This window comes from Endozoicomonas sp. Z74, assembly GCF_057680865.1.
In genome coordinates this window covers 16,943-28,833 of sequence record NZ_JBLYZI010000024.1, presented here as the reverse complement: position 1 = coordinate 28,833, position 11,891 = coordinate 16,943, and the positions used below count along the sequence as shown (strand labels likewise).

9 protein-coding genes and 1 riboswitch are annotated in these 11,891 nt (G+C 53.5%); of the genes, 8 read left to right on the top strand and 1 reads right to left on the bottom strand.

The window, feature by feature from the left end; translation table 11 throughout:
* Nucleotides 1-54: 54 nt before the first annotated feature.
* The 6 genes from hisS (at nucleotide 55) to ACNRUY_RS09220 (ending at nucleotide 6,773) form a co-directional block, all read left to right on the top strand.
* On the top strand, nucleotides 55-1,338 hold the full coding sequence (gene hisS / locus ACNRUY_RS09245; protein WP_488111367.1) for a histidine--tRNA ligase: 1,284 nt from the start codon (nucleotides 55-57) through the stop codon (nucleotides 1,336-1,338).
* A gap of 3 nt (nucleotides 1,339-1,341) precedes the next feature.
* Nucleotides 1,342-2,025, top strand: a complete 684-nt coding sequence (locus tag ACNRUY_RS09240; protein ID WP_488111366.1) for a YfgM family protein — start codon at nucleotides 1,342-1,344, stop codon at nucleotides 2,023-2,025.
* A gap of 4 nt (nucleotides 2,026-2,029) precedes the next feature.
* Nucleotides 2,030-3,202 (top strand): outer membrane protein assembly factor BamB, encoded by a 1,173-nt coding sequence (gene bamB, locus ACNRUY_RS09235; RefSeq protein WP_488111365.1) that lies wholly within the window; start codon nucleotides 2,030-2,032, stop codon nucleotides 3,200-3,202.
* A gap of 178 nt (nucleotides 3,203-3,380) precedes the next feature.
* Nucleotides 3,381-4,823: a ribosome biogenesis GTPase Der gene (gene der, locus ACNRUY_RS09230; protein ID WP_488111364.1), complete on the top strand. Its 1,443-nt coding sequence runs from the start codon at nucleotides 3,381-3,383 to the stop codon at nucleotides 4,821-4,823.
* A gap of 78 nt (nucleotides 4,824-4,901) precedes the next feature.
* Complete coding sequence (locus ACNRUY_RS09225) at nucleotides 4,902-5,219, top strand: cupin domain-containing protein (protein WP_488111363.1); 318 nt, start codon at nucleotides 4,902-4,904, stop codon at nucleotides 5,217-5,219.
* Between the two features lie 84 nt (nucleotides 5,220-5,303).
* Nucleotides 5,304-6,773, top strand: a complete 1,470-nt coding sequence (locus tag ACNRUY_RS09220) for a hypothetical protein (protein ID WP_488111362.1) — start codon at nucleotides 5,304-5,306, stop codon at nucleotides 6,771-6,773.
* 52 nt (nucleotides 6,774-6,825) lie between these two features.
* On the opposite strand, the gene xseA is transcribed toward ACNRUY_RS09220, so the two are convergent.
* Complete coding sequence (xseA, locus tag ACNRUY_RS09215; RefSeq protein ID WP_488111361.1) at nucleotides 6,826-8,187, bottom strand: exodeoxyribonuclease VII large subunit; 1,362 nt, start codon at nucleotides 8,185-8,187, stop codon at nucleotides 6,826-6,828.
* Between the two features lie 219 nt (nucleotides 8,188-8,406).
* On the opposite strand from xseA, the gene guaB reads away from it, so the two are divergent.
* Together guaB and guaA are read left to right on the top strand one after the other, a co-directional pair.
* On the top strand, nucleotides 8,407-9,876 hold the full coding sequence (gene guaB, locus ACNRUY_RS09210) for an IMP dehydrogenase (RefSeq protein ID WP_488111360.1): 1,470 nt from the start codon (nucleotides 8,407-8,409) through the stop codon (nucleotides 9,874-9,876).
* Nucleotides 9,877-10,013: 137 nt separating this feature from the next.
* A complete protein-coding gene (gene guaA, locus ACNRUY_RS09205) occupies nucleotides 10,014-11,591 on the top strand; it encodes a glutamine-hydrolyzing GMP synthase (protein WP_488111359.1) in 1,578 nt (525 codons plus the stop codon).
* 123 nt (nucleotides 11,592-11,714) lie between these two features.
* A riboswitch (Lysine riboswitch) is annotated at nucleotides 11,715-11,885 on the top strand.
* Nucleotides 11,886-11,891 lie beyond the last annotated feature (6 nt).

The window sequence follows — 11,891 nt, the reverse complement described above, 5'->3', positions numbered from 1 at the left end:
AGCCTTTGAGGGTATACGTGGTGTTGGTATCAAGGTATCAGAGGACAAACTAACTTGGCCAAGCAGCTCCAAGCCATCCGTGGAATGAATGATATTCTGCCAGAACAGACACCCGTCTGGCAGTACCTGGAAAGCCAGGTTCGCTCGGTACTGACCACCTATGGTTACCAGGAAATACGGGTGCCCATTGTTGAAAACTCTGCGCTTTTCAGTCGCGGTATAGGAGCGGGCACCGATATTGTTGAGAAAGAGATGTACACCTTTGAAGATCGCAATGGTGACCGGCTTTCTCTGCGTCCCGAGGCAACCGCCGGGGTCGTTCGCTCAGGCATCCAGCAAGGCCTTCTTTACAATCAGGTGCAGCGCCTCTGGACATCTGGTCCCATGTTCCGCTATGAGCGCCCCCAGAAGGGTCGCTATCGCCAGTTTCACCAGATCAGTGTTGAAGCCTACGGCATGAAAGGGCCGGATATTGATGCGGAAATGATACTGATGACTGCAAGGCTCTGGCGGCAGCTGGGGTTAACGGAGCATGTCACCCTTGAACTGAACTCCCTGGGAACTCTTGAGGCCCGACAGCGCTATCGTGAGGCTCTGGTGGGTTACTTGAAAGGGTATGCAGACCAGCTGGATGAAGACAGCCAGCGCCGTCTGGAAATCAACCCCCTGAGAATTCTTGACAGTAAAGACCGGTCAACCCAGAAAATTGTTGCCGATGCCCCGGTGCTTTTTGACTATCTGGATGATGAATCAAAGGCTCACTTCGAACAGTTAAAGCAGATTCTCGATCAGGCCGGTATTGCCTATACGGTGAATCCGAGACTGGTGAGAGGGCTGGATTACTATGGGCGAACCGTGTTTGAATGGGTGACGGACAGCCTGGGAGCCCAGGGGACGGTTTGTGCCGGCGGTCGATACGACGCTCTGGTGGATATGCTCGGTGGCAAGCCAACCCCGGCGGTGGGTTTTGCTATGGGTATAGAGCGCCTGGTGCTGATGCTGGAAACGGTTAACCGGGTACCTGACCGTGTCAGCAATGATGTGGATATTGCTGTGGTAGCGGTGGGCGATCGGGTCAGTCATCAGGTGTTGCCGGTTGTAGAGTCTCTCAGGGATGAGCTATCTTCCCTGAAGCTTATGGTAAATTGTGGCGGCGGTGGTTTTAAAAGCCAGATGAAGCGTGCGGATCGAAGCGGTGCAGCTTTTGCTCTTATTATCGGGGAGGATGAGCTGGCGTCTGGAACCGCCACCGTTAAATCACTCAGAACAGATGAGCCTCAGCAGCAGTTGGAACTCTCTGCCGTGGCGAATTATTTGCGGGAACAATTTCAGGAGTAAAGGGTGAGCTACCAATCCGATGAAGAGCAGGTGGAACTGCTCAAAAGCCTCTGGAAAGACTATGGGCAGCCGGTTGTTCTTGCCGTAGCTATTACCCTTGCTGGAGTCTCAGGTTATAAATACTGGAATAAGGTGCAGCATGACCAAGCTGCTGAAGCTTCTGCCCTTTATCAGAACCTGCTGGATACCCTGGGTCAGCAGGCACCACAACAGGCTGCTTTGACGAAAGAGCAGAAAGCCACCGTGAGCCATGTGGTGAAAACCCTTCAGGATGATTTCACGGATAGCCGTTATGCCCAGTTTGCAACGCTTTTCCAGGCCCAGCAGCAGGTGCTGGATGATCAGCTGACTGAGGCAAGAGCATCCCTCGAATGGGTGCTGGCCCGGAAGCCCGGGGATCAAATAGAGACCATGACCAGTGTACGTCTTGCCCGTGTCTTGCTGGGGGAGTCCGATGATAACGCCCGGAAGGCCCTGGATGTTCTGGACGGTTTAAAGGTGGATAAGGCCTATGGGGCGACCATTGAGTCAGCCCGGGGAGATGCTTATCTGGCTATGGGACAGAAAGCGGAGGCGGAAGCCGCTTATCAAAAGGCCCTGGATACGGCCCGTGATAACGGTGAAAACCGGCCTCTGCTGCAATTAAAACTGGATGATCTGGCCGCAATGGCTCCACAGGAGGGATAACAGCATGGAGAGGTTTTTCAGGGGCTCATTAATCCTGCTAATGGCGCTGGGCCTGTCTGCCTGTAGCCTGTTTTCATCGGATGAAGAGGAAGTGCGCACTCCGAAACCCCTCCAGGCCATTACCGAGACGGTTCAATTGACCAAGGCCTGGTCCAGGAATGTTGGGAAAGGGGTTGGTGACCGTTTCGAAAGCCTGACGCCGGCGATTTCCGGTGATGTTGTTTTTGTCAGCGATGCTGAAGGTAATGTGCTTGCCCTGAACCGGGAAACCGGTAAGGAGCTCTGGAAGCGGAGGCTGGAAAATACCCGGGTTGGCGGTGGTGTCAGTGCCGGGGCCGGCATGGTTCTTCTGGGCACGCTCAGTGGCGAAGTGGTGGCGCTGAGCCAGGAAGACGGCAAGGACCTCTGGAAGACCCGTGTCAGTAGTGAAGTGCTCAGTTCCCCGGTGACTGACGGTGCTTTTGTGGCCGTTCAGAGCATTGATGACCGTCTGACGGTGCTCAATGCCCTTACCGGGGAATTGCTCTGGCGGCAGGATACCCTTCAGCCGGCCCTGACCCTGAGAGGGTCCGCGGAACCACTGTTGTATCGTGAGGCTGTTTTTGCCGGTTTTGCCAGTGGCGAGGCAAAGGCATTCAGGCTGGAAAACGGGGCGCCGCTCTGGAGCAGTCGGGTTGCCGTTCCTAAAGGCAGTACTGAGCTGGAAAGGATGGTGGATATCAAGGGAGCTCCCCTGATGGTGGGAGACTCTCTCTATCTGGCCAGTTTCCAGGGTAATGTTGCGAACCTGGATGTTTACAGTGGCCGGGTTCGCTGGTCCAAGGAAATGTCCACCTACAAGGGGATGGCGGAGGGATTTGGCTCTCTCTATCTGACCAGTGAAGACAGTTATGTCAGTGGCCTTGACCAGAGAACCGGAGCTTCCAGCTGGAGGCAGGAAAGTCTTGAGTACCGTCAACTGACGGCTCCGGCAGCGTTCAGCAGCTATGTGGTGGTTGGCGACCTGGAAGGGTATGTTCACCTGCTCTCTCAGGTGGATGGCAGCCTGTCCGGGCGGTTCAAGGTTGACTCTTCTGCAATCAAGGCTCAGCCGCTGGTGGACGGCGATTTGATCTTTATCATGACTTCCGATGGGGAGTTAATAGCGCTTAAACAGAAAGCAGCGGATAAGAAGTAACTGACTGCAGGCTCCTGGAGCTTGCGTTGGACTGTTGCTTGCCTTGTTAAAGTGGTTGCCGGGCTGACCCTGTTTGGGGTCAGCCCTTTTCGATTCTGGATGGTTATGAGGCAGGGCTTCTGCTCATGGCTGTCAGTAGACTGGGAGGCGTTCTCCCAGGATGTTTGTGGTAGAAAATATGGTTCCTGTTATAGCCCTCGTGGGTCGTCCCAATGTCGGCAAATCCACGTTGTTTAATCGCCTTACCCGTTCCCGGGATGCATTGGTGGCAAACGTTGCCGGGCTAACCCGCGACCGGAAATACGGTGAGGGCAAGGTCGGGTCGGTCCCTTATATTGTGGTCGACACCGGTGGGATTTCCGGCGATGAGGAAGGCATTGACTCCGCCATGGCGGAACAGTCCCTGGCCGCTATTGAGGAAGCGGATGTGGTTCTGTTTCTGGTGGATGCGAGGGCGGGGCTGACAGCCGCCGATGAAATGATCGCCATGCACCTCCGTAAACAGGGTAAGCAGTACCATCTGGTCATGAATAAGGTCGACCGGGTGGATGGGGATCAGGCAGAAGCGGATTTTGCGGCACTGGGTATTGGTTCCGCCTTCCATATCGCTGCCGTTCATGGTCGAGGTGTCAGTGGCATGATCAATGAGGTGCTTTCTGGACACATGGAGGTCGATGAGGCCTCTGAAGATGCTGAAGAGTTGCCAGAGACCAAAGCGCGTGGGATCAAGATCAGTATTGTGGGACGCCCTAATGTGGGTAAATCCACCCTGGTTAACCGCATGCTGGGTGAAGACCGGGTGGTGGTGTATGACCAGGCAGGTACCACACGGGACAGTGTGTATATCCCATTTGAACGGTTTGAGCAGGAATACACGCTGATTGATACGGCGGGTGTCCGGCGCCGTGGCAAGGTATCAGAGGCCATTGAGAAGTTTTCGGTCATCAAGACATTGCAGGCTATTGAAGACGCCAATGTGGTGGTTCTGGTGATGGATGCCCGTGAAGGGATCGTTGAGCAGGATCTGCATCTTCTGGGGTTTGTGCTGGATGCCGGACGTGCAGTGGTCCTGGCGGTCAATAAGTGGGATGGCATGCAGGAAGAGCAGAAAAACCAGGTCAAGGAAGAGCTGAAGCGCCGTCTGGGCTTTATTAACTATGCCCGTCTTCATATGATCTCTGCAAAGCATGGCACTGGAGTGGGGCATTTATACGATTCCATTGAAGAGGCCTATGAGTCCGCTACTGCCAAACTGTCCACGAACCGTCTAACGCGAATTCTGGAAGATGCCGTCAGTGAACATCAGCCACCCATGGTCCGTAATCGCCGGATCAAGTTACGTTACTGCCATGCGGGGGCAATGAATCCACCTACCATCATCATTCACGGTAACCAGACAGAGTCGGTTCCGGATTCCTATCGGCGCTATCTTGAAAACACCTTCCGCAAGGTGCTGAAGATCATGGGGACACCGATTCGTATCGAATTCCGTTCCTCTGAAAATCCTTTTGCTGCAGAAAGCGCAGCAGGAAAAGAGGATCAGCGCCGATATCACCGCAAACGCCGTGTTGAAAAGTCAGCGCAGCATGCCAAAGGCAAGCGAAAACAGCGGTCTTCATAAGGTAGTTCAAGTGATTTCCAGGCTTCTGGCCTGGAAGTCTGAGTTGTCTTACCCGTTTCGCTTTATAGGGGGGGAGTAATGGAAGGCAACTTGTTTGAGAACATCCCGGCAGACTTGCCAGAAGAGTTGTTTGAAACTCTGGCGCGTTCTGACCAGGTCAAAATTGAGCGTATTGTCTCTCGTGGCCACCGGACGCCAGAGGGCGAGTGGTATGACCAGTCCTGGAGTGAGTGGGTTGTTTTGCTCAGCGGTTCTGCGCGGTTGACCCTGGATGGGCAGAGTCAACCGGTAGACTTGAAGCCCGGGGACTACCTGTTGTTGCCAGCGGGGCTTCGGCACCGGGTGGAGTGGACTGATCCGGATAAAGACTCCATCTGGCTGGCGGTGCATTTCTGATCGTTGTGCCTTTTGAGGTTTTTGTCGTTCTGTGGCTTGAGTTTGCAACTAAACTGTCAATAAACACCAGGCAGGGAGCTAGGGATGGCAGGTATTCAATCAGCAGGAAGCACTAATCATGTTACCCGGGGGTTAACGGGTGACCCCGTGGATAAAAAGAATAACCCGCCGGGAGAGAAGTACATTCCTTCTGGTGACTCTTTGCGAAAGGATGCAAAGTCCCTCCGTGATTGTAAAGTAAAGGTGTCTGATCCTCCCCCTCCAGCCAATGTCGGCATTGGCAAGCTTATTAAATCGAATGATAAGGAAGTGAAACCCCTGGTTGACCTGCTGACACAGGTTGTCGCCAATGATCAAAACCCTGCAGTAACATTTGAACGAGTTTGCCATATTTTGCAGGCCAATCCTCCTTACAAGGGCGCGATGCTTGTCCAGCAGGAGTTGTTACAGTGTGCTGGCGAAGCTTTGTCTAAGTTATCTCTTCAGAACCGGCTGCCTGATATTAGCAGTATGCCGACCAGTCTTTTCAATCAATTGTGGAATCTTGATGATGATCAGCTGAGAGTAGTGCTGGTGGCATGGCTGCAAACATTTGATGAAAGATATCAGGTTGATTTTGTAGCATCTTTGGCGAAGGAGAGAGCTGAAAGTGGCCTTCCGTTTATGGAGCAAGGGGTTGAATTGTCCGCCGCTTTATGTGGTTTGGATGCTTCATCAGGCAATTTTACCGATCAGGCTAAAGCAGAATGCTTTGTTGATCTGATGACCATTTTTTTAGGAGCTGATCCTCAAGAAAAGGTTATTGAAAATGCCGTTGAGTTATTGTCCCTCGCTCATGAGCGAGGTGGGCTGAGTGGTGCTGTATTGGATGCAATTTGGCATCGGGCTTGTCATTTGGCAATGATGGGTGACTTGGCGGCAGTGCCAGACACGAAGGAGATTCTTCCTGAGGTGGTTGCAGGGTTTCAGACTATGGGGCTTGAGCCCAGTGGTGACCCTGATGATTCCAGTGATGTTGCTTATGCCATACAGGGGAAAATGGCCAGCTTGTTGCTGAAGAAATCCAAAGGCGTTAAGGGCTTTGAAGAGCTGGCTCGCTTGTATGTGAATCTGGGGCCTGAAATTCAGCGGTATAACCTTCAGTTTGAGAATCCCGCAGAAAGAAAAGTGATGTTGTTTGATAAGCTTTCCAGTTCTAAATATGAGCGATATCTAACCCCTGACGCTGCGGCTGAATTAAGTAAAGCGGAAACCGTGCAGGATACCGTTGACTGGTTGTGGAAGCACAGGCTGCCAGGTTTTCCGCCGTCGATGATGGTTGGTGAGAGTGTGGTCGAATTGGAACAAGATGGCTTAATAATAAAAGCTGTGAAAACAATCACGCCGAAGTTTCTGATTGCCTTGAGCGAAGCAGATCAAACGCAGAGGAAAGAAGTGCTTATAGAAAGGGGGTGGGAGCCGGTTGAGAGCCTGGGGCAGGCTGATGGTGACCAGCGGAAGAGTATGGCCTGCAGGGATTTTCTGGGGAGATGGTTGCTGAAGGGGTTGAAATGAAGGGCATAGCGGGAGGCTTTTCTGCCTCCTTTCAATGAGATTGAAACTGTTGTTATGAGTGAACCAGTTTTTTTACCTCACACAGAGCCTCCCCCTGGTGGAACCGGGTCGTGATTTCATCCCCTTTTTTCAGCTGATGGCTGTCCTGAATGACCTCTTCTCCTTTCCTTGCAATGCTGTAGCCCCGTGAAAGTGTCGCCAGGGGGCTGACGGCGTTTAATTGCCCCGACAGGCTTTTCAGGTGAAGCCTGCGGTTCCCGATACTGTTGAGGATGGATTGACTGAGTTTCTGTTTCAGGTGCTGGTACCGAAGGCTGAGCTCATTGAGTTTTTGGGATGGGTTGTTATGAAGCACTTGTTCCCGGCTATTGTTGAGCCGTGACTGTGCTCGCTCCAGCTTTAGAATCATGGCCTGTTTCAGCCGGATCTCCAGGTCATCCAGCCTTTGGCTGTTTTCTCTCAGTCGCTCACCCGGGTGGCGAAGTCGGCTGCTGACGCCAGTGAGTTTCTGGCGGGCCAGCTGAAGGTGATGGCGGGTCATGGTCGTCAGCTTTCTTTCCAGCAGGTTGAGCTGATCCAGCAGAGCCAGGCGATCAGGGCTCAGTACTTCTGCGGCGGCTGATGGGGTGGGGGCCCGGTAGTCGGCGACAAAATCGGAGATGGTAAAATCAATCTCATGACCAACGGCGCTGACCACCGGACACGGGCAGTCTGCAATCGCCCGGGCTACCATTTCTTCGTTGAATGGCCAGAGATCCTCCAGTGAGCCGCCGCCCCGCCCGATAATGATGACATCAAAGCGTCCGCTCTGGCGGGCGATCTGCAATGCCTTCACCAGTTCATGTTTTGCCTGGTCGCCCTGGACTGAGCTGGGGATGACGGTAACCGGTATAGAAGGGAAACGACGTTTAAGAACGGTCAGTATGTCCCGGATGGCTGCACCTGTGGGGGAGGTGATCACCCCGATATGTTTTGGGTGTTCCGGAAGAGGGCGTTTTCTTTCGATGTCAAAAAGCCCTTCTTCCGCCAACTTCAGTTTCAGTTTCTCAAACGCTTTCTGAAGGGCTCCCGCACCGGCGTCTTCCATGTGATCAACGATCAGCTGGTAGTCTCCTCTGCCTTCATACAGGCTGACCCGCCCCCTGACCAGCAACTGCATGCCTTCAGCGGGAATGAATTTCAGTGCCTGGTTCCGGTTTCTGAACATGGCGCAGCGAACCTGGGAGCGGCTGTCCTTCAGGGTAAAATACCAGTGCCCCGAGCTGGGGCGGGCGAGGCCGGACAGCTCACCTTCAACGCGGACGTTATTGAAACTCATTTCCAGCAGGCGGCGTGCTTTGCCGTTCAGTTCACTGACGGAGAGGGGGGATGGCGCTTCAGGAAGGTTGTTGTTTGCGAATCGGGTGGTATGCATGCCGGGGTCTTGTGTTCAGGGAGCCGGGTTCTATTCTGCCTGATCTGGTCAGGATGTGAAGCGACATTTCTGGTCTGGCTCTGTTGAAATAAGTGGGTTGCAAGGGGTTGCCTGCCAGGGCTGACAAAAAAGCGTGGAAGTGGTTTAGTTATCTGCCCTGAATAGGGTATACTTGTCCGAATTTTTTCCCCGTAATCCCTTTAATCTTGGTAACAGGCAATGCTGAGAATTGCACAAGATGCGCTCACTTTTGATGATGTACTCCTCCTCCCCGGCTACTCCGAAGTTCTCCCCAAAGACGTCTCCCTGAAAACCCGACTGACTCGCGACATAGAGCTGAATATCCCCCTCATCTCTGCGGCCATGGATACCGTGACCGAAGCGAATCTGGCCATTGCCATGGCCCAGGAAGGCGGCATCGGTATTATTCACAAGAACATGACGCCTGAGCAGCAGGCCAATGAAGTTCGTAAGGTCAAGAAGCATGAAAGTGGTGTGGTTAAAGACCCCATTACCATTGATGCCAGCGCTTCTGTCCGTGATCTGCTGGAATTGACTGCCCGGCACCGCATTTCCGGAGTGCCAGTGCTCTCCGGTGATGACCTGGTGGGCATTGTCACCAGCCGGGATGTCCGGTTTGTCTCCAATCTTGATAAAACCGTTTCCGAGATCATGACCCCCAAAGACGGCCTGGTGACCGTCAAGGAAGGTACCGATCAGGAAACCGTCCGGAAGCTGTTGCACAAGCATCGGATTGAAAAAGTGCTGGTGGTGGATGACCACTTCAATCTGGTGGGCATGATGACCGTCAAGGACATCAAGAAAGCCCAGGAATATCCCAATGCCTCCAAGGACAGCCACGGTCAGCTCCGCGTTGGTGCGGCGGTTGGTACCGGGCCGGAAACGCCTGACCGGGTGGCTGCGCTGGTGACTGCTGGTGTTGACGTGATTATTGTGGACACCGCTCACGGTCACTCCAGAGGGGTGATTGATCGGGTGAAGTGGGTGAAGGAAAATTATCCCCAGGTTCAGGTTATCGGTGGCAATATTGCTACGGCTGCAGCGGGTAAGGCGTTGGTTGAAGCGGGTGCTGACGGGGTTAAGGTGGGCATTGGTCCCGGTTCTATCTGTACCACCCGGATTGTGACCGGGATTGGCGTGCCGCAGATCAGTGCCGTAGCCAATGTCGTGGAAGCACTGAAAGGAACCGGTGTTCCTGTGATTGCTGATGGTGGTATCCGTTTTTCCGGTGACCTGGCCAAGGCGATTGTGGCTGGAGCCAATACCGTCATGCTGGGAAGTATGCTGGCCGGTACTGAAGAAGCGCCAGGCGAGGTTGAGCTTTATCAGGGGCGGAGCTACAAAGCCTATCGGGGCATGGGCTCTCTTGGGGCCATGTCTCAGGCTTCCGGCTCCAGTGACCGCTATTTCCAGAACGCCGATGAGGGTGCCGAAAAACTGGTGCCGGAAGGCATTGAAGGCCGTGTTCCCTATAAAGGCCCTCTTCATGCCATTATCCATCAGATGGTGGGCGGCTTGAGAGCGGCCATGGGCTACACCGGCTCTGGGGATATGGACACCATGAGAACCCGTCCGGAGTTCGTTAAGGTGACCAATGCCGGCATGGCCGAATCCCACGTTCATGATGTCACCATTACCAAGGAAGCACCCAATTACCGGGTTGGCTGACGGGTATTCAGGTTCAGGCATTAAAAGCAGCCGGGCAGGTTTCCTGACCCGGCTGATCATTATTCATGGTTCGGGTGAGCGGTTTTTCCCGCTCATGGCGGTTCCATTCATGGCATTAGATGACTCAGAGAACAATCATGTCCCAGGATATTCACGCAGAGCGCATACTGATTCTTGATTTTGGCTCTCAATACACCCAGCTTATTGCTCGTCGTGTCCGTGAGATCGGGGTTTACTGTGAACTTCATCCCTATGATATGGATGATGAAGCGATCCGTTTCTTCCAGCCCAGGGCGGTGATTTTGTCCGGTGGCCCGGAGTCGGTGACCGGTGATGACTCCCCAAGAGCCTCCAGTGTGGTGTTTGAGCTGGGTGTACCGGTGCTTGGCATCTGCTATGGCATGCAGACCATGGCGGAGCAAATGGGTGGCAAGGTGAGCACATCCAACCTGCGCGAATTTGGTTATGCCCAGGTGGACCTGGAAGAGAAGGTTCGTCTCTTTGAAGGGATTGAAGACCATGTCGGCGAAGGGGGACGACTGAGTCTGGATGTCTGGATGAGTCATGGCGATAAAGTTTCAGCCATTCCTGAAGGTTTTGTTATTGCTGCGTCCACGGATTCCTGTCCGATCGCGGCGATGGCCTGTGAAGAAAAGCGGTTTTATGGCGTACAGTTCCATCCGGAAGTCACCCACACCAAGCAAGGGTTGCGGATTCTGGAGCGCTTTGTGATGGATATTGCCGGTTGCCAGAAGCTCTGGACCCCCGGGCAGATTATTGAAGATGCGATTGTCCGGGTCCGTGAGCAGGTAGGTGATCAGCAGGTTCTGCTGGGTCTGTCTGGCGGCGTGGACTCCAGTGTGGTGGCGGCTCTTTTGCATAAGGCCATTGGTGATCAGCTGGTCTGTGTCTTTGTGGATAATGGTCTGCTTCGCCTGAATGAAGGGGATCAGGTGATGTCCATGTTTGCCCAGAATATGGGCGTGCGGGTGATCCGTGCGGATGCAGAAGAGCTGTTCCTGGGGCGTTTGAAAGGGGTTCAGGACCCGGAAGAGAAACGGAAAATCATCGGCAATACCTTTATTGAGGTGTTTGATCAGCACGCCAGTGAATTGAATGACATCGCTTTCCTGGCCCAGGGTACCATTTACCCGGATGTCATTGAATCCGCTGGTGCCAAGACCGGTAAAGCCCATGTGATCAAGTCTCATCACAATGTGGGTGGTCTGCCGGAAGACATGAAGATGGAACTGGTGGAGCCCCTCAGGGAACTGTTCAAGGATGAGGTCCGCAAGATTGGTCTTGAGCTGGGTCTGCCCTATGACATGGTTTACCGTCACCCATTCCCCGGGCCGGGTCTTGGTGTCAGGATTCTGGGTGAGGTTCAGAAAACCTACGCAGACATTCTCCGAAAGGCCGATGCCATCTTTATCGAGGAACTGCATAATGCGGACTGGTACCACAAAACCAGCCAGGCATTTGCGGTCTTCCTGCCGGTCAAGTCGGTTGGAGTGGTCGGCGATGGGCGCCGCTATGAATACGTTATTGCTCTCAGAGCGGTGGAAACCATTGATTTCATGACCGCCCGCTGGGCGCATTTGCCTTATGAATTGCTGGAGAAAGTGTCAAACCGGATCATCAATGAAATTGAGCAAGTGTCCAGGGTGACCTATGATGTTTCCAGCAAGCCACCGGCGACCATTGAGTGGGAGTGATAAGCCTATCAGATAAACTGATGAGCTAATATCATTTTGATATGAGTCGTTGTGGTGCATAATACATCACTTCAGGGGTGACTCATTGGTCAGGAATGACCGGGTTACCCTCTGTGATCCTCTTCCCAAGTTAGAGGCGCGCCGTTGATCAGTAAGCTGGAACAGGGTGACACCGCAGTCCAGTTGAAAGGGAATGGCGCCGAAGCAAGGTTCAACGGTCAATTGATCTTGCTGGTGGTGCATCGAACAGGTGTATCACTGTCGCAGTTTTTACTGTGGAGAGCTAACGGGTACCAGAGT

Bases quoted from the DNA above. Each gene is read 5' to 3' on its own strand.
- der (WP_488111364.1), top strand. From the start codon at position 3,381: ATGGTTCCTGTTATAGCCCTCGTGGGTCGTCCCAATGTCGGCAAATCC.
- xseA (WP_488111361.1), bottom strand. From the start codon at position 8,187: ATGCATACCACCCGATTCGCAAACAACAACCTTCCTGAAGCGCCATCC.
- ACNRUY_RS09225 (WP_488111363.1), top strand. From the start codon at position 4,902: ATGGAAGGCAACTTGTTTGAGAACATCCCGGCAGACTTGCCAGAAGAG.
- bamB (WP_488111365.1), top strand. From the start codon at position 2,030: ATGGAGAGGTTTTTCAGGGGCTCATTAATCCTGCTAATGGCGCTGGGC.
- ACNRUY_RS09220 (WP_488111362.1), top strand. From the start codon at position 5,304: ATGGCAGGTATTCAATCAGCAGGAAGCACTAATCATGTTACCCGGGGG.
- guaB (WP_488111360.1), top strand. From the start codon at position 8,407: ATGCTGAGAATTGCACAAGATGCGCTCACTTTTGATGATGTACTCCTC.
- guaA (WP_488111359.1), top strand. From the start codon at position 10,014: ATGTCCCAGGATATTCACGCAGAGCGCATACTGATTCTTGATTTTGGC.